This is a genomic window from Flaviramulus sp. BrNp1-15 (assembly GCF_022259695.1).
GTDB lineage: Bacteria > Bacteroidota > Bacteroidia > Flavobacteriales > Flavobacteriaceae > BrNp1-15.
This window is the reverse complement of record NZ_CP092099.1, coordinates 755,842-773,518: the sequence shown is the minus strand read 5'-3', so window position 1 is coordinate 773,518 and position 17,677 is coordinate 755,842. Positions and strand designations below refer to the sequence as shown.

At 31.9% G+C, this 17,677-nt stretch carries 16 protein-coding genes; 5 read left to right on the top strand and 11 right to left on the bottom strand.

Going from position 1 to position 17,677, the window contains the following annotated elements:
• The first annotated feature begins 7 nt into the window (after window positions 1-7).
• Window positions 8-2,098: a S46 family peptidase gene (locus MBM09_RS03390; protein WP_238675449.1), complete on the top strand. Its 2,091-nt coding sequence runs from the start codon at window positions 8-10 to the stop codon at window positions 2,096-2,098.
• Between the two features lie 53 nt (window positions 2,099-2,151).
• Here the strand turns inward: MBM09_RS03390 and MBM09_RS03385 are convergent, their stop codons facing one another.
• From MBM09_RS03385 to MBM09_RS03340, 10 genes are all read right to left on the bottom strand, one after another.
• Entirely contained in the window at window positions 2,152-2,847 is a 696-nt protein-coding gene (locus MBM09_RS03385; RefSeq protein ID WP_238675448.1) for a LytTR family DNA-binding domain-containing protein, read from the bottom strand.
• On the bottom strand, window positions 2,847-3,815 hold the full coding sequence (locus MBM09_RS03380) for a sensor histidine kinase (RefSeq protein ID WP_238675447.1): 969 nt from the start codon (window positions 3,813-3,815) through the stop codon (window positions 2,847-2,849). The genes MBM09_RS03385 and MBM09_RS03380 overlap by 1 nt, the downstream gene beginning before the upstream one ends.
• 88 nt (window positions 3,816-3,903) lie before the next feature.
• Window positions 3,904-5,676, bottom strand: coding sequence for a DNA mismatch repair protein MutS (locus tag MBM09_RS03375; RefSeq protein ID WP_238675446.1), 1,773 nt, complete (start codon window positions 5,674-5,676; stop codon window positions 3,904-3,906).
• 80 nt (window positions 5,677-5,756) lie between these two features.
• Window positions 5,757-6,458, bottom strand: coding sequence for a Bax inhibitor-1 family protein (locus tag MBM09_RS03370; RefSeq protein WP_238675445.1), 702 nt, complete (start codon window positions 6,456-6,458; stop codon window positions 5,757-5,759).
• 101 nt (window positions 6,459-6,559) lie between these two features.
• Complete coding sequence (locus MBM09_RS03365) at window positions 6,560-7,255, bottom strand: zinc metallopeptidase (protein WP_238675444.1); 696 nt, start codon at window positions 7,253-7,255, stop codon at window positions 6,560-6,562.
• Between the two features lie 77 nt (window positions 7,256-7,332).
• Window positions 7,333-8,418, bottom strand: coding sequence for an alanine dehydrogenase (gene ald, locus MBM09_RS03360; RefSeq protein WP_238675443.1), 1,086 nt, complete (start codon window positions 8,416-8,418; stop codon window positions 7,333-7,335).
• 168 nt (window positions 8,419-8,586) lie between these two features.
• Window positions 8,587-8,838: a SemiSWEET family sugar transporter gene (locus tag MBM09_RS03355; protein WP_238675442.1), complete on the bottom strand. Its 252-nt coding sequence runs from the start codon at window positions 8,836-8,838 to the stop codon at window positions 8,587-8,589.
• 6 nt (window positions 8,839-8,844) lie between these two features.
• On the bottom strand, window positions 8,845-9,333 hold the full coding sequence (locus MBM09_RS03350; RefSeq protein ID WP_238675441.1) for a hypothetical protein: 489 nt from the start codon (window positions 9,331-9,333) through the stop codon (window positions 8,845-8,847).
• Window positions 9,334-9,472: 139 nt separating this feature from the next.
• Window positions 9,473-12,475: a leucine--tRNA ligase gene (locus tag MBM09_RS03345; RefSeq protein WP_238675440.1), complete on the bottom strand. Its 3,003-nt coding sequence runs from the start codon at window positions 12,473-12,475 to the stop codon at window positions 9,473-9,475.
• A gap of 66 nt (window positions 12,476-12,541) precedes the next feature.
• Window positions 12,542-13,402 carry a UbiA family prenyltransferase gene (locus tag MBM09_RS03340; protein ID WP_238675439.1) on the bottom strand — a complete coding sequence of 287 codons (861 nt, stop codon included), beginning with the start codon at window positions 13,400-13,402 and terminating at the stop codon, window positions 12,542-12,544.
• A gap of 246 nt (window positions 13,403-13,648) precedes the next feature.
• On the opposite strand from MBM09_RS03340, the gene MBM09_RS03335 reads away from it, so the two are divergent.
• Window positions 13,649-14,527, top strand: coding sequence for an ABC transporter permease (locus tag MBM09_RS03335; RefSeq protein ID WP_238675438.1), 879 nt, complete (start codon window positions 13,649-13,651; stop codon window positions 14,525-14,527).
• Between the two features lie 68 nt (window positions 14,528-14,595).
• Window positions 14,596-14,850 carry a DUF3098 domain-containing protein gene (locus MBM09_RS03330; protein ID WP_238675437.1) on the top strand — a complete coding sequence of 85 codons (255 nt, stop codon included), beginning with the start codon at window positions 14,596-14,598 and terminating at the stop codon, window positions 14,848-14,850.
• Window positions 14,851-14,958: 108 nt separating this feature from the next.
• Here MBM09_RS03330 and MBM09_RS03325 read toward each other — a convergent pair whose 3' ends face one another.
• Window positions 14,959-16,089: a glycerate kinase gene (locus MBM09_RS03325; RefSeq protein WP_238675436.1), complete on the bottom strand. Its 1,131-nt coding sequence runs from the start codon at window positions 16,087-16,089 to the stop codon at window positions 14,959-14,961.
• A 96-nt stretch (window positions 16,090-16,185) separates the two neighbouring features.
• Between MBM09_RS03325 and MBM09_RS03320 the strand changes: the two genes are divergently transcribed.
• Together MBM09_RS03320 and truB are read left to right on the top strand one after the other, a co-directional pair.
• Window positions 16,186-16,983: an undecaprenyl-diphosphate phosphatase gene (locus MBM09_RS03320; RefSeq protein ID WP_238675435.1), complete on the top strand. Its 798-nt coding sequence runs from the start codon at window positions 16,186-16,188 to the stop codon at window positions 16,981-16,983.
• A gap of 1 nt (window position 16,984) precedes the next feature.
• Window positions 16,985-17,677: a tRNA pseudouridine(55) synthase TruB gene (gene truB, locus MBM09_RS03315; RefSeq protein ID WP_238675434.1), complete on the top strand. Its 693-nt coding sequence runs from the start codon at window positions 16,985-16,987 to the stop codon at window positions 17,675-17,677.

The window sequence follows — 17,677 nt, the reverse complement described above, 5'->3', positions numbered from 1 at the left end:
ATCCATTATGAAATTCTTAAAATTCCTTTTACTTTTTATTACCATTCAAGTTTCTGCCCAACAAGGCGGTATGTGGATTCCTTCACTTTTAGAAGGTATGAACGAACAAGAAATGATAGATCTTGGAAGCAAACTTACTGCTAAAGATATTTATGATGTTAATAATTCTAGTTTAAAAGATGCTATTGGGCATTTTAATGGTGGTTGTACAAGCGAAGTAATTTCAAACAAAGGGTTAATATTAACAAATCACCACTGCGGATTTGGACAAATTCAATCTCATTCTTCTTTAGAAAATGATTATTTAAAAGATGGTTTTTGGGCCATGTCTTTAGATGAAGAATTACCTAACGAAGGGTTGTTTATTGAGTTTATTGTGCGTATTGAAGATGTAACAACACAAGCTCTTGCTGGAGTTACAGATGCAATGACCGAAAAAGAAAAACAATCTACTATTGATAAAAACAGTAACGCATTACAAGCAACAGTTGCAAAAGAAACTTGGCAAGACACTAAAGTGAAATCGTTTTACAAAGGCAACCAATACTTCTTATTTGTAACAGAACGTTTTGAAGATATTCGTTTGGTTGGTGCACCACCTTCAAGCATTGGTAAATTTGGTAGCGATACAGACAATTGGGTTTTTCCAAGACATACAGGAGATTTTTCTATGTTTAGAATTTATGCTGATGCGAATAATCGTCCTGCAAAATATAGTAAAGACAACAAACCTTACAAACCAAAACACTTTTTACCAGTCTCTTTAGATGGTGTTGAAGAAGGTGATTTTACGATGGTTTTTGGTTTTCCTGGTCGTACAAACGAATATTTACCTGCAGTAGCTATCGAGCATATTACTAAAGACTATAACCCAAGTAACATTGCTATTCGTGAAGCAGCTTTAAAAGTAATAGATGCTAACATGAAAGCTAGTGATGAAGTTCGCATAAAATACGCATCTAAACAGGCAAGAATTGCCAACGCTTGGAAAAAATGGATTGGAGAGAATTTAGGAATAGAAAAAAGTAATGCAGTTGAAAACAGACGCACTTTTGAAACAACATTTACAAAAGCTTTAAAAGAAAAAGGGCTTGAAGATAAGTACGGTAATATTTTACCTGAATTTGATAAACTTTACAAAGATTTTGCTTCCATAAACATTAAACGTAGAAATTTTATTGAAGTGTTTTTAGTAACTAATGAGTTAATGCAAATGACTTTTAGAGCTTACCAAACAGAAGAATTTATTAATAAAAACCCTGAAAACTTTGAAAAAGCAAAAGCTGGTTTAATTTCTAGATTACAAGGCATTCATAAAAATTATGATGTAACTGTAGACAAAGGTGTTTTTAATGCTGTTATGCCTTTTTATAATAAAAATATAGATGCTTCAATCTATGAAAAAACAGCCTTTACAAATTTAGAAAGTGCTTTAGCTTTACTTGAAGGTGATGCTGAACAAGTTCTAAAAAAATTAAATAAAGATGCTGCATATATTTATGCCAAACCTTTGATTGCAGAATTTTTTAATAGCATTGATGCAGAATTTCAACAAAAAAACGAGCCTATTACAGCTTTACAAACAGAGTATATGACTGCGCTTATGGAAGCACTTCCAGAAGAACGTTATTTCCCCGATGCGAACGGTACACTTCGTGTAACTTACGGTCAAGTAAGAGGCTATTCGCCAAGAGATGCTGTTTACTATAATCATGTGAGTTATCTTGATGGTGTTATTGAAAAATATGTACCAGGAGATTACGAGTTTGACGTCCCACAAAAATTACGTGATTTATACAACGCTAAAGATTACGGACAATACGCAGATAGTAACGGAAAAGTACCTGTTTGCTTTTTAGGAACCAATCATACAACCGGTGGGAACTCTGGAAGTCCAGCAATTGACGCACACGGAAATTTAGTTGGTCTTAATTTTGATCGTGTTTGGGAAGGCACAATGAGTGATATGAACTACGATCCTGAAATTTGCAGAAACATTATGGTTGATTTGCGCTACGTGCTTTTTATAGTTGACAAATATGCAGGAGCAACACACTTAATTGATGAAATGAAATTAGTACATCCAAAAAAGAAGTAAATAATATATCTTATTATGAAGAATCCCTTTTTATAAATAGAAAGGGATTTTTTTTATTGTATAATCTTCAATTGCTTTAAGAGTTCTTGCTTATACGTTCGCCCAATTGGAATTCTATTTGCACTTACATAAATTTCGTTTCCTGAAATTTTATCTACAAACTTTCGGTTTATAATGTACGATTTGTGGACTTGTATGAATTGATTTTTTGGTAATTTCTCAACCCAATTTTTAAGAGATTCTATATAGGATAGTTTTTGATTTTTAGTAACAACTGTAATATAATTTCTATCAGATTCTATATATAAAATGGAGTTTAATGTTATTTTATGATGCGTTTTATCAACATTTAAAAACAAAATATTTTCAGTTTCTTCTATTGGGTTTTTTGATGTTTCAAATCTGTCTTTTGCTTTATTTATCGCTTTAAAAAATCTATCAAATGAAAATGGTTTTACTAGATAATCAACAATAGTATCAAGTTCAAAACTATTAACAGCATACTCAGGATAAGCTGTTGTTATTATAATTGCTGGTGGGTTTTTAATGGTTTTTATAAAATCTATTCCCGAAATATCTGGTAAATTAATATCTAAAAAAACCACATCAACTGTATTGTTTTTTAAAAAGGAATTGGCTTCAATAGCTGCTTTAAAAATTCCTAATATTAGAATACTTGGCGTTTTTGAAATAAAACTTTTCAGAATTTTTTGTGCTGGTATTTCGTCTTCAATAATAATGCAATTCATTATAAATTTAGTATTAAAATCACTTTAAAGGTATCATCTTTTTCAAGTTTAAACTTATAAGTGTCTTTATAAATCAACTCTAGCCGTTTTTCAAGATTCTGTAAGCCTATTTTTAAATCGGTTGAAGTTACTTTTTGTTTATCAAAATCATTTTCGCAAGTAAACCTTAAAACCCATTTTTCAACATTAATATTTACCATAATATCGCTATTTAAAGTGCTATGTTTAAAAGCATTTTCAATAATAGTTATTAAAAGTAATGGTGCTATCTGATGGTTAAAAGAATCTATATTTTTATTGTAATAAATTTGCTTTACACCTTCTGTTCTAATAGTTTGAAACTTAATATAATTATCTATAAACTGAATTTCTTTTTCAAGCGAAATTGTTTTCTCGTTACTTTCATACAATACATGTTTTAAATTATCTGAAAGCATTAAAATAAGCTCTGGCGTTTCGTTAGGTTTTTCAATGGAATAGGAATAAATCGTATTCAAATTATTAAATAAAACATGCGGATTTATTTGAGATTTTAAAAACTTTAATTCCATTTCGGCATGTTCTTTTTTCACCTTTTCTACTTCTTCTTGCTCATCAATAAATCGGTATAAAACCCATATAAATGAAAAGAAAATAAGCGGCACTAAGCTTTGCCATAAATAATCGCTTAAACACTTAAAAACAGAGCATCCGCATTTAGCAAAAGCGTAGCAATATAATTGTGTAGCTAAAAATGAAATACCTGCAAACACAAACACATAAACCGCGTACAGTTTATTTTTTACAAAAAAAGGTAATAGAAAAAAATTATTGATGTAAACGATAGCCACTAACAAGACAACGTATTGTAAAAACGGATTCTCTTTCCAATAGAAATCTGAAAAAAGAAAAAGTGAAACAAATACAAAGAGCATCCAAAACAGAATGTGCACTAATATTTGGGAGATATTTTTGTTTACTATTTTCATTTAGTTTATGAAAATAGCGAGAAAAGGTTTCAAACTCAAAAGAATGTGTACAAAAACCCTATTTGTAGTTACGAACTACTCTTTAGCGTTATACAATTTCCATTTTCTTCAATAAGAACGACGCGTTCATATTTTGGCAAACGCCTTGTTTTAATTTATAATCAAAGTGAAGTTCATCATTTATAATTTCGGCATCAAAATAATAGTTTTCAACCTCATTAAGTTCTTTTTCAATTTCGCATAAACTTAAATCGTGAGTTGCTATAATTCCTGTTGCATTTGAAGCCACTAATTTCTCGACAAATTTTCTAGAACCAATAGCTTTGTCGGTGCTGTTTGTGCCTTTTAAAATTTCGTCTAAAACAATAAAATAAGGTTCTTTTTGAATGGCATCAACTATGTACTTTAAGCGCGTTAATTCAGAAAAGAAATATGAACTTTCATCAGTTAAAGAATCTGAGGTTCGCATGCTCGTAATAAGTTTTACAGGAGAATATTCGCTTGATTCAGCGCATACAGGTAAACCCATATTTGCCATAACAATGTGTAAAGAAACTGTTCGTAAAAATGTACTTTTACCAGCCATATTAGCTCCAGTTACAATAAAAAATTGTTCATTGTTAATGATTAAATCACTATCAACTCGTTTTTCTCTTTTTAATAACGGATGCCCTAATTTATTTGCTTTAATTACTGCTTTGTTTTCTATAATTTTAGAAAATACGTAATCTGGATGATTATACACATAGTTTCCTAAAGTGTTGTAAGCATCAAAAAAAGAAACGACTTCAAACCAATCGGCTACTTTATTAGCATATTGTTTAATCCATTGCTCGATTCTATAACTATTTTTTAAATCTGTTAAAAAATAACCGTTTCCAAAAATAGCCCCAATAAGATTATTTCGGTTATCTAATGCATCAAGTGATTTTGAAAACGCTTTAAAAACATCAGATGCTTTTTGGCCTTCAGATTGTATTTGTTGTTGTTTTTGTTTCAATAATTCTGAAGAAAACTGTTCATTTTCAATTAAATCTAACAACAAAGCATATTGCCTGAATGTATCTCTAACCTTATCTGTATTAAAAGACAAAATATTGATTTTTTTAAGATAACGCCCTGTAATTCCTAAACCAATGAGCAACCAATACCCTATAAATGCTAGATTTGGTATTAGATTTAAAACTGTAAGCACAAATATTAGTATAGAAAGTATAGAAAAACCAATTGGTAGCCATTGCATTATTTTTGGTAAAAATGATTGATGACTTTGCAACCAATTAATAATTTTTATTGCAGGTGTTTCTACATGTACCAAACTTGATGTAGCGGTGTAATGCTGACGCCATTTAGGTTTAGAACTTAGTTCTTTTATGGCTTCTTGACGTAATTCAATCTCTTTAATATCATTTGCTTTTAAAGCATCTGCTAATTTTTGTGTGCCTTCTTTTATGGTTGTTCTGTTTATAAACTGAAAAAAAGAACCACGACCAAATAAATCGATATCCAAACTATAAAAATGATTTGGGTCTTGAAACTGAAGTCCGTCTTCTCGATCATGAAAATTGCCTGAAGCAATTTTTATTTCATCTTCGTTTATAGAAACTAGCGATTTATTTAATGCTTTTTTTGTTTTTAAATCGGTGTATTTAGATAGTAAAACTCCAAAAATAATCATACCTATAACAGCTATAGCAACTGCAAATTGCCATTTTGAAAAAGTTATGTAAACACCAAAAGCAGTTAATAAAAACACAACTAATCTATACACGCTAAACAGTGTCATTTTCTTAGTTAGCTTTTGTACTTCTTCAGTATAAATTTCTAAGTATTTTTTATAGTATTCTAGAGGGTTTTTCATTTACTAATTGAGATTATTTTGTAAAGAAACAAAAAAGCTCTGAAAAATTTCAGAGCCTTTGAATTGTGTTTTTATAATATCTAGTCTCTAGACAAGAAAATACTTAATACATACCAAAACAATAACATTAAAGAAGCAAATAAACCTAATGCTGCTGGAATATATTGATCGTTTGAATAGTTATGAACTAAATTTGATGTTTGATATAAAATAGATCCTGCTGCCAACACACACATACCTACAGAAAACCAAAGCCCCAGATTAAACCCAAAAAGTGTTCCTGCTACTATTAAACCTAACGCAATAAAAAAACCGACTGTTAAGCCTGCTTTTAAAAACGAAAAGTCCTTTTTTGTAACAAATACAATGGCCGATAATCCTGTAAATAAAGCTAGTGTTACTATGGCTGCTTGATTTAACAAATCAAAACTCTGTGTATAGGCTATAGCAATATAAATTAAAGGTAAAAAGATAAATGCTTCGGCTAAAACGTATAACCCAAATGCCATATATTGCTTGTTGGTATCTGGTGTTTTTAAAGCCATTTTTTCTGCGTAGTTAGTTATAAACATAAAACCTCCTAGCATAATTAGCCAACGAAAACCTTGCGTCATGGATAGGGCAAAATTCACAATAGTTTCGCTTTGTAATAGCAAGTATTCAAAAAGAATAAATACTAATACGCCACCTGCTACATGAGAGTACGTTTTTTTGTAAAATGCTACTTTTTCAACATCCGACAAATCATTAACTACCAGTTTGTTTTGAAACATGTTTTCCATAAAATACGATTGTTTTAATTACTAAATAAATGTAACAAAAAGAAACCGAATTCTTATTAAAATAGAATAAGAATTCGGTTTATATGAAATGTGTTTAAATTTTAGTCTCTGCCTCCAAACACTTGAAGCGCCCAATATAATAAAGATGCTAAAGCACCAACAGCTGCAACCAAATATGTTCTTGCTGCCCACTTTAAGGCTTCTTCTGAACCTGCATATTCCTGTTGCGAAACCATATTTTTATTTTTTAACCAAGCTAATGCTCTATTACTAGCATCATATTCTACTGGTAACGTAATAAAACTAAACAAAGTCGCAAACCCCATAAATGCAACTCCAGCGGCAGCAACCCACCATCCTAAACCTACACCAGCAGCTCCACCTAATACTAAACCTCCAATAATTAAATATTGAGACATTCCAGATGTTACACTAACTACAGGCACTAAACTTGAACGCATTTGCAACCAACTGTAAGCCTGAGCATGTTGTACAGCATGACCAACTTCGTGAGCTGCAACAGCTGCAGCGGCAGCATTTCGCTGATTATAAACTGCTTCACTTAAGTTAACCGTTTTATTTTTTGGGTTATAATGGTCTGTTAATTGCCCTCTAGTTGAAATAACCTCAACATCAGTAATACCATGATCTGCTAACATTTTTTCAGCAATTTCGGCACCACTCATTCCATTTCGCAAGTGTATTTTAGAGTATTTTGCAAATTTACGTTTTAACGTACTGCTTACTAACCAACTTACTAAAGCAATTGCACCAATTAATATATAATATCCTGTCATTTTTTTCTAAATTTTAATTTCTAAAAATAAATATAGCAAAAATAACGCCAATTATATCTTATGAAAGATTGTCAGTATTATAAAGCAAAAGTTTCAGCAATTTCTTTATAAACAACGTCTCCTTTTACAATATTCAATCCTTTTGATAACGGTTTACTATTTTCGCATGCCTTCTCCCAACCCTCGTTAGCAAGTTTTACTACATAAGGCAAAGTAACATTAGTCAACGCCACTGTAGAAGTATAAGGCACTGCACCAGGCATATTTGCAACACAATAATGCACTACATCGTCTATAATATATGTCGGATCTTCGTGTGTTGTTGGTTTTGTGGTTTCAAAACATCCACCTTGGTCTACTGCTACATCTACAATTACAGTTCCTGGTCGCATATCCTGAAGCATATCTTTAGTAATTAATTTTGGTGCTTTGGCTCCTTTAATTAAAACACCACCTATAATTAAATCGGATTCTTTAATACGGTTTCTAATATTATATTCGCTGGAAAACTCGGTTACTACATGGTTTGGCATAACATCGTTTACATAACGTAATTGCTTCATATTAATATCCATTATGGTAACATGTGCTCCCAATCCTGCAGCCATTTTAGCTGCTTGTACACCAACAACACCGGCTCCTAAAACTAATACACGCCCTGGTGGAACACCTGGCACACCGCCTAATAAAACACCACGACCTTTAATTGGTTTTTCTAAATATTTTGCACCTTGTTGAATAGACATTCTTCCAGCTACTTCAGACATTGGGGTTAAAAGCGGAAGACTTCCATCTGCATCTTCAACAGTTTCATAAGCAATACAAATAGCATTGCTTTTTATCATAGCTTTTGTTAAGGTTTCACTTGATGCAAAATGAAAATAGGTGAAAACAACTTGGTTAGGTTTAATTAAATCGTATTCCTCTTGTATAGGCTCTTTAACCTTTACAATCATATCGCTGGAAGCGTAAACTTCTTCAATAGATTTTAAGATAATTGCTCCAGCTTCCTGATAATCTTCATCAAAAAAACCACTACCAAAACCGGCAGTGGCTTGTATATAAACAATATGATTGCGTTTTGTTAATTCAAAAACTCCTGCAGGCGTCATACCTACTCTGTTTTCGTTGTTTTTAATTTCTTTTGGAACACCAATTTTCATAAGTAAAGTTTTATATAAATGATGTCACCAAATTACAATGAAAAAAGCAGAATTTAAGTTAAAAACCTTTAACGCATCCATTTTTATCAAATTGAAGAAATTAAAAATATAATTTTATGAAATAGAGAATTTCACCAGAAAATTAACCTTCAGAATTATCAACTTAATTTATTTCTTTCTGTATTTAATTTTGAAATAAACTAGTAGAAAGGAAGAAACTACCGTAATACTATTTGCAAAAATCATGGAAGGACTATTTTTAAGAAACCCATAGACCAGCCACAAAACAATTCCTATAAAAAACATAATAAGCATAGGCATAGATAAACTTGAAACATCTTTAGTTTTCCATGTTTTATAAACTTGCGGAAGAAACGCTGCTGTTGTTAAAATTGCTGCTATAAAGCCTATGGTTTCCATTAAAATTTAATCATCAAATTCGTCGTATGGATCATAGGGCACTCCTGTAATTTCTATTTCGTCTTCATCACCATCTTCATCATAATCAAAAATACGTTTATATCTAATTATATCTGTATTTACTTCAAGTATTTCATATTGAGTTATAAACTGCTCGCCAAAATATAAATCTATTACATTTCCATATAACTCCCATTTAAGATTTGTTGAGCTTATGGCACAATCTGCACAGATATCACAATTTGAAACATAATCTTCTTCAAATTCAAATACCTTTCCCTCTTCATTATAAAACTGAAAAAGATCCTTTACACAACCTTCTGTATGCTCATAAGTGTAAACAGTTCCATCAATTTTTACGGTATTATACGCCCATGAACCAATAATAGATTCCAAAATATATGAATCTGGAGCAGGTTTTGAATTATCATCATCACTTGAACAAGAAACAAATACACTTAAAAATAAGACACAAACAATAATTACTCTTTTCATGTTTTTAAAAATTTATATAGAACGTCATTGTAAAACCATTTAAAGATTTATTTATTATGTGATGTCTCAATCGTACATCATTTCGACATGACAATGAAATCAAACAAATTACCACGTCACTCCGTTCCTCGGAATGACGTTAGCCTACTATATTCACAATTTTACCTGGAACTACAATAACCTTTTTAGGTGTTCTACCTTGTAATTGTTCTTGGGTTTTTTCGTGCGCCAATACTGTTTTTTCAATCTCGTCTTTACTCATATCCAATGGCAATTCTAGTGTAAAACGCATTTTACCGTTAAATGAAATTGGGTACACTTTGCTACTTTCTACTAAGTGACTTGCATCAAATTTTGGGAAAGGTGCAGTGGAAATAGATTCTTTATTTCCTAACTGGCTCCATAATTCTTCAGCAATATGTGGCGCATAAGGCGATATTAAAACCAATAAAGGTTCTAATATAGTTTTACTTGTACATTTTTGAGCTGTTAACTCGTTTACCGCAATCATAAATGTAGAAACCGAAGTATTAAACGAGAAATTCTCAATATCTTCTTCTACTTTTTTAATGGTTTTATGAAGCGTTTTTAAGTTGTCTTTTGTTGGTTCTGCATCGTTTACTTTTAAACCAATATCGTCAACATACAATTTCCAGAGTTTTTTAAGGAAAGAGTGTACACCTGTAATACCAGCAGTATTCCAAGGTTTGTATTGCTCTAACGGGCCAAGAAACATTTCGTAAAGACGTAAACTGTCTGCTCCGTAATCTGCAACAATTTGGTCTGGATTAACCACATTATATTTTGATTTGGACATTTTTTCAACGTCACGCGCCACCATAATTTTACCATTTTCTTCAACTGGGATAACGTTAGTATATTCATCTCTCCAGTTTTTAAAAGCCTCAACATTTAATTCATTAGAAGCATTCACAAAAGACACATCAGTATGAATACTAGTCTTTTCATCAATATTATATTTTATCGAATCTATAATCTTACCACCGTTTTTATCTAATGCGAAATATTTCTGAACTTCCAATTTCATCACCTCTTCAAATTTTGATAAAACATTACTATAAGCTTCATCTGAAATCAACTTCGAACCGGAAATTTCTACCACCCAATCATCAGTTATTAATAGAGTTTCCTTACTCACATTACCATTATTATCCTTAACTGAAACTCTTAACAAATTAACAAAAGCACTCGTTCCAAGTATCATTCCTTGGTTAATCAGTTTTTTAGCAAACTCATCAACAGGTACAACACCTCTATCAAACAAGAACTTTTGCCAAAAACGTGCGTATAATAAATGTCCTGTGGCGTGCTCGCTTCCGCCAATATATAAATCTACATCTTTCCAATACTCAAGCGCCTCTTTACTGGCAAACTCCTCAGTATTTTTAGCATCCATATATCGGTTAAAATACCATGAACTTCCCGCCCACCCAGGCATTGTGTTAAGTTCTAAAGGATAAATGGTTTTATTATCAATTAAATCATTTGAAACTACTTTATTTTTTGAAGTATCCCAAGCCCAAGTTGTAGCGTTACCTAATGGTGGTTCGCCAGTTTCAGTTGGTAAATATTTTTCAACTTCAGGTAGTTTTATTGGTAAATGTTTTGCATCAATCATTTGTGGCATGCCATCAACATAATAAACCGGAAATGGTTCGCCCCAATAACGCTGACGACTAAACACTGCGTCTCTTAACCTGTAATTGGTTTTTCCTTCACCTTGATTAATTTGTTCCAGTTCGTAAATAGCACGTTTAGTTGCTTTTTTATAGTTTAATCCGTTTAAGAAATCACTATTAGCAATAATGGTTTTGTCTTTATCGGCAAAAGCTTCTTCACTAATATCTACACCTTCAAAAATATTTGGGATAGGAATGTTAAAATGTTTTGCAAAATCATAATCGCGTTGGTCACCACAAGGCACAGACATTACTGCTCCTGTTCCGTAACCCGCTAACACGTAATCGCCAATCCAAACCGGAATAGGCTCTTTAGTAAACGGATGCTCTACGTAAGCACCTGTAAACGCTCCAGAAATGGTTTTTACATCGGCCATTCTATCGCGTTCGCTACGTTTTGCTGTAGCTTCAATATAGGCTTCAACCTCAGCTTTTTGTTCTGGAGTTGTAATTTTTGAAACGAGTTCGTGCTCTGGAGCCAGTGTCATGAATGAAACTCCGAAAATGGTATCAGGTCTTGTTGTAAAAACGTCTATTTTATGAGATTGCTTCGTTTCACTCGCAATGACGTTGAACGACACACTTGCTCCAACCGATTTTCCAATCCAGTTACGCTGACTTTCTTTAAGCGAATCTGTCCAATCTATAGTATCTAAACCTTGTAATAAACGTTCTGCATAGGCTGAGATTCGCATACTCCATTGTGTCATTTTTTTACGCACAACAGGATGTCCACCACGTTCTGAAACGCCGTTTACAATCTCATCATTAGCCAAAACAGTTCCAAGAGCTGGACACCAGTTTACTTCGGTTTCTGCTAAATAGGCTAGTCTAAAATTTAAAAGTATTTCTTGCTTCTTCTTTGACGAAAAACTATTCCAATCTTCAGCGGTAAATATTTCTACACCATCATTACATACTTCGCTTAAGTTTATATTTCCTTCTTGAGCAAACAGTTGTTCTAATTCTGAAATAGGAAAGGCTTTTTCTTCCTCTTTACAATACCAAGATTCGTATAATTGAATGAAAATCCATTGTGTCCATTTATAATAATTTGGATCGGATGTACGAACTTCTCGAGACCAATCGAATGAAAATCCTATTTGATCTAATTGACGACGATATGTTGCAATATTCGTTTCGGTAGTAATAGCTGGATGCTGTCCTGTTTGAATAGCGTATTGTTCTGCCGGCAAACCAAAACTATCATAACCTTGCGGATGCAATACATTAAACCCTTTATGGCGTTTGTAACGTGCATAAATATCTGATGCAATATATCCTAATGGGTGCCCAACATGTAAGCCTGCACCACTTGGGTAAGGAAACATATCCAGTACATAATATTTAGGTTTTTCGCTATAGTTTACAGCTTTAAACGTTTGGTTTTTTGACCAATAGTCTTGCCACTTTTTCTCGATTTTATTGAAATCGTACTTCATCCTGTCTATTTCTACTTTTAAAAGCGCAAATTTACGGTTAATAGCTTAGACTAAAAAGATTTCATTTTAAAAAACGGGTTGTAAAAGTTTCCCTGAATATAATACCCAAGTCATTGATAAAATTGCTGAAAAATTCATAGCAATTCCAAATAATTTCATTTGCGAAACTGAATAGGGTTTTTCTTTAAAAATAAAGAAAATATCCAAAATTAACCACAAAGAAAATACTACTAAAAACCCAGAAAGCACATAATCTTGAAACCAAAATGATAGAATAAAAATTTCAGAAATCAATAAAAACAACATTAAAAATTTAGTGTTTTTTCTCCCAATTAAAGTTCCTGTAGTACGTTTACCCGCTCGCAAATCGGGTTCTATATCCATAATCTCACCAGCAATATGCGCCTGAAAAGCAAACAATGTTAAGTACAAAATGGTTTGCCATGGTAACATTTGTAAATCGTTAAGTACAATGCTGAAAAATGCAGTAAACACATACCCTATTTGAATAAGAATTTCAAAAGGTGGACGTTCTTTTATTCGGAAAGGTTTAAAATTATAGAGTATGTTTATAACTACCATAAACACTAAAAGCAATAATATTTTAAAACCGGAAATAAAAGTGAAATAAATTATAAATGGCACTACAAATAAAGTTACTTTTTTTGGTACCGAAGCTAATTGATGCTTAGATGATTTTGCTCCAAACAGGAAATTTCCTTTTCTATCGTTAACTTTATCTGCCTTAAAATCGTTAAAATCGTTTAAACCATAAACCAAATAATTTAATGGAAAGGTGACGAAAAATAAACCAATCCAAAAATTGGTTTCTAACCAAAAATTGGTTTCTAAACTAAAAGGAACAAGATAAATCCAAAGTGTTGGAAACCATAAACCGGGACGTGAAATTTTTAAATCGTGAAGCAAAAATGTTTTAGTTATAACTGTATTTATAATTTCAAATTTAAACTTATTATAACAATGTTGAAAGTTTAAACGTTGTAATTAAATACATTAAAAATTATGATCCGTTTTTTAATGAAAATTGCGACTATTTTAATAAGATTCCCGCTTTATCGGGAAAGACAATTAAAATGAAATCAAAAGACTTAAATCTTTTGAAGTTTCTTTTCATATACTTTATTATTTTTACATCGTTAATCCAAACATTTTATGAGCTCATCATTTGAAAAACACCAAAAACGCAGACTTATCTCATCTTATTTTTCTGTGGTATTAAGTATTGCTTTGGTTTTGTTTTTATTAGGCTTATTGGGTATGTTAATCCTTAATGCTAAAAAAGTTTCTGATCATTTTAAAGAGCAGGTTGTTGTAACTATTTATTTAAAAGATTCTGCTAAAGAAGTAGAAACTAAACAGCTTGAAAAAAGTTTGGCTATGGCAGATTATGTAAAAACTACCGAATATGTTTCGAAAGAGCAAGCTGCCGAATTTATGAAAGCAGAAAACGGTGAGGATTTTATGGACTTTGTGGGTTATAACCCTTTGCAAAACTCTATTGATGTGCATTTAAAAGCAGATTTTGTAACCTCTGAACATCTTGAGAAAATTTCTGCGGAAGCATTAAACAAATCTTTCGTAGACGAGGTAACTTACGATAATGATTTGGTTAACTTAATGAACGATAACGTAAAAAAAATAAGCTTTTGGGTACTGGTTATTAGTGGCATTTTTACATTAATTGCGGTTTTACTAATTAACAGTTCTATACGTTTAGCTGTATATTCTAAACGTTTTACTATAAAAACCATGCAAATGGTTGGGGCAACTAAACAGTTTATTCGTCGCCCGTTTGTTTGGAAAAGTGTACGTTTAGGTATGATTGGAGCCATACTCGCCTTAATAGGAATGGCGATTGTTTTGTATTATTTAAACAAAACATTTACAGAATTAAACTTACTTGGCAACCCGGTTTTAGTTGTTCTTTTGTTTGTGCTTATTTTTGCTTTAGGCATTATTATTACCTGGATAAGCACACATTTTGCAACACAACGTTTTTTAAATTTAAGGACAGATGAACTGTATTATTGATTTTTTAGAGAAATCTTAAGAATCTTTTTTTAATAATTGCGTTACTTTGCACAATACATAACTTAATTATGGGAGAAAAAAAACGAAAAGAAAATTCTAAACCTGTATTTGTTTTTGGAAAGAAAAATTACAAGTTCATGTTTATAGGTTTAGCTATTATCGCTTTAGGTTTTATTTTAATGTCTGGAGGTGGTAGCGACGATCCTAATGTTTTTAATCCTGAAATTTTTAACTGGAGACGTATTCGTTTAGCTCCAATGTTAATTCTTATTGGTTTCGGAATTCAGGTTTATGCTATTCTTTTAAATCCTGATAAAGAGTAGTTATTTCCTTTTAGTCATGTTGAAATGAGGCACGATTGAGACATCCCATAATTTCTATTTACCTTATGCGATTTCTCCTATCGTCGAAATGACTGAAAATTATAATTTTTAAGTCTGTTTTATTGACTCAATAAACTTTATAACTATTTCAGAAAGGTGTTTTTCAGTGTTCACCATAGCATCTTCTAAATTTTTCGCATAATCTGTTATAGCATCCGAATAAACAATTCCTAATTTTTTTGCTTGCTTTTTAGAAACGGAAATACTTCCACACAATGCTGCAACTTTTATATTATTCGCTTTCGCGGAAGCTAAAACACCTTGAATGGTTTTGCCTGATAAGGTTTGACTATCTAACTTTCCTTCTCCTGTAACAATCCAATCGGCGTGTTTTATTTTTTCATCAAAACCAATTAAATCTTTTACCAAATCGATTCCAGATTGTAATTCTGCATTTAAAAACACTGAAGTTCCCGCACCCATTCCTCCTGCCGCTCCTGCACCTTTTATATTCTGAACATCTTTACCAAACTGTTTTACAAACACTTTTGCAATATGTTTTAAACCATCATCTAATAGTTTTACCTCGTTTTCCGAAGCGCCTTTTTGTGGTCCATAAATATAAGCTGCACCTTGTTTTCCATACAACGGGTTAGTAACATCGCAAGCCACTTTAAAATCTATATGTTTTAAATCTTTAAAAACATTGTGAGTATTTATATTATGTATTCGAGACAAGTTTTTCCCAATCGGGCTTAATTCGTTTCCATTTTTATCTTCAAATTTATAGCCTAATGCATTAGCCATTCCAATACCACAATCGTTGGTTGCACTTCCGCCAATTCCCAAAATAATAGTTTTTGCACCTTGCCTTATAGCGGCTAAAATAACCTCGCCAGTACCGAAAGTTGTTGTATAAAAACAATTTTGTTCTTCGGGTTTTAAAAGTGCCATTCCAGATGCTCCTGCCATTTCAACAAAAGCTGTTTTTATGGAATCCATAAAGAGATATGATGTTTGTATAGGTCTGAATAACGGATCGTTTACTTCTACATGTATAAGTTTTCCTTTTAAATGATACTTCAAAATTTCAATAGTACCATCGCCGCCATCAGAAAGTGGTAAACTTAAAATTTCAGATTTTGGCATTATTTTTTTTAAATGCTCTTCAACAACTTTGCAAAATTGCATGCCTGTTAAAGAACCTTTAAACTTATCTGGCGCTAGTACAAATTTCATTTATTCAACTTATTAAAACCTATTACCTGTAAATTTAAACGATATTTTTATACTAACTCGTTATGTTTACTTTATGTTATTAGCTATTTTTGCCGCATGAATGTTATAGACGCTATTATTCTTGGTATCATCCAAGGACTTACAGAATTTCTACCCGTTTCATCAAGTGGACACCTAGAGTTAGGAAAAGCCATTTTAGGGGATAACTCTGTACCTGAAGAAAGTTTACTTTTTACCGTAGTTTTGCATTTTGCAACAGCTTTAAGTACTATAGTTGTTTTTAGAAAAGATGTTTTCAGTCTTATTAAAGGTGCATTAAAATTTAAATGGAATGATGATTTACAATTCATTTTAAAAATTGCTGTTTCTATGATTCCTGCCGTGGTAGTTGGGCTATTTTTTGAAGAACAGTTAGAAGCGCTTTTTGGTGGTAATATTTTACTTGTAGGCTGCATGCTAATTATTACTGCTTTTTTATTATTTATGGCAGACAGAGCTAAAAACACCAACAAAAAAGTATCTTTTAGTAATGCTTTTATTATTGGTATATCACAGGCAATTGCTATGTTACCTGGAATTTCAAGATCGGGGGCGACTATTTCTACTTCAGTGTTATTAGGGAATGACAAAACCAAAGCAGCACGTTTTTCTTTTTTAATGGTTGTGCCTTTAATTTTCGGTAAAATCGCTAAAGATGTTTTAAGTGGTGATTTAACATATGAAAGTGGAAACTTCACAACCTTAACTATAGGTTTTATAGCAGCATTTGTAGCAGGATTATTTGCATGTACATGGATGATTGCTTTAGTTAAAAAAAGCAAACTCACCTATTTTGCAATTTACTGTGTAATTGTTGGTTTAGTAGCTATAGGATTTACGCTCTTAAATAAATAATATGTTAACTAAAGACGACTATCTTTCTGGTCAGGTTTTATTAATAGACAAGCCTTTAAACTGGACATCGTTTCAAGTAGTTAATAAACTACGTTGGGAAATTCGGCAAGCTTTCAAAATCAAAAAAATAAAAGTAGGTCATGCTGGGACTTTAGATCCTTTAGCAACAGGTTTATTAGTGATTTGTACAGGGAAGATGACCAAACAAATTGACACTTTTCAAGGGCAAGTAAAAGAATATACTGGCACTATAACTTTAGGAAGCACGACTCCTTCATTTGATTTAGAAACTGAAATAAATGAAACTTTCTCTACCAAGCATATTACAGATAGTTTAATAAAAGAAACTACCAAACAATTTATAGGAGATATTGAGCAATTTCCACCTGTTTTTTCAGCATTAAAAAAAGACGGAAAACGTTTATACGAATTTGCCAGAGCTGGTGAAGATGTAGAAATTAAAGCACGAAATATAAACATCTCTGAGTTTGAAATTACAAATATTGAAGACTTGAATGTCGATTTTAGAGTAGTTTGTAGCAAAGGCACTTACATTCGATCATTAGCTAACGATTTTGGTAAAGCACTACAATCTGGAGCGCATTTATCGGCTTTAAGACGCACAAAAATTGGTGACTTTAATGTTGACAATGCAACAAGTATTGAAGACTTTATTAAAGGTCTAAACAACTAA

Coding starts and splice junctions, on each gene's coding strand:
- MBM09_RS03390 (WP_238675449.1), top strand. CDS start 8: ATGAAATTCTTAAAATTCCTTTTACTTTTTATTACCATTCAAGTTTCT.
- MBM09_RS03385 (WP_238675448.1), bottom strand. CDS start 2,847: ATGAATTGCATTATTATTGAAGACGAAATACCAGCACAAAAAATTCTG.
- MBM09_RS03380 (WP_238675447.1), bottom strand. CDS start 3,815: ATGAAAATAGTAAACAAAAATATCTCCCAAATATTAGTGCACATTCTG.
- MBM09_RS03375 (WP_238675446.1), bottom strand. CDS start 5,676: ATGAAAAACCCTCTAGAATACTATAAAAAATACTTAGAAATTTATACT.
- MBM09_RS03370 (WP_238675445.1), bottom strand. CDS start 6,458: ATGGAAAACATGTTTCAAAACAAACTGGTAGTTAATGATTTGTCGGAT.
- MBM09_RS03365 (WP_238675444.1), bottom strand. CDS start 7,255: ATGACAGGATATTATATATTAATTGGTGCAATTGCTTTAGTAAGTTGG.
- ald (WP_238675443.1), bottom strand. CDS start 8,418: ATGAAAATTGGTGTTCCAAAAGAAATTAAAAACAACGAAAACAGAGTA.
- MBM09_RS03355 (WP_238675442.1), bottom strand. CDS start 8,838: ATGGAAACCATAGGCTTTATAGCAGCAATTTTAACAACAGCAGCGTTT.
- MBM09_RS03350 (WP_238675441.1), bottom strand. CDS start 9,333: ATGAAAAGAGTAATTATTGTTTGTGTCTTATTTTTAAGTGTATTTGTT.
- MBM09_RS03345 (WP_238675440.1), bottom strand. CDS start 12,475: ATGAAGTACGATTTCAATAAAATCGAGAAAAAGTGGCAAGACTATTGG.
- MBM09_RS03335 (WP_238675438.1), top strand. CDS start 13,649: ATGAGCTCATCATTTGAAAAACACCAAAAACGCAGACTTATCTCATCT.
- MBM09_RS03330 (WP_238675437.1), top strand. CDS start 14,596: ATGGGAGAAAAAAAACGAAAAGAAAATTCTAAACCTGTATTTGTTTTT.
- MBM09_RS03325 (WP_238675436.1), bottom strand. CDS start 16,089: ATGAAATTTGTACTAGCGCCAGATAAGTTTAAAGGTTCTTTAACAGGC.
- MBM09_RS03320 (WP_238675435.1), top strand. CDS start 16,186: ATGAATGTTATAGACGCTATTATTCTTGGTATCATCCAAGGACTTACA.
- truB (WP_238675434.1), top strand. CDS start 16,985: ATGTTAACTAAAGACGACTATCTTTCTGGTCAGGTTTTATTAATAGAC.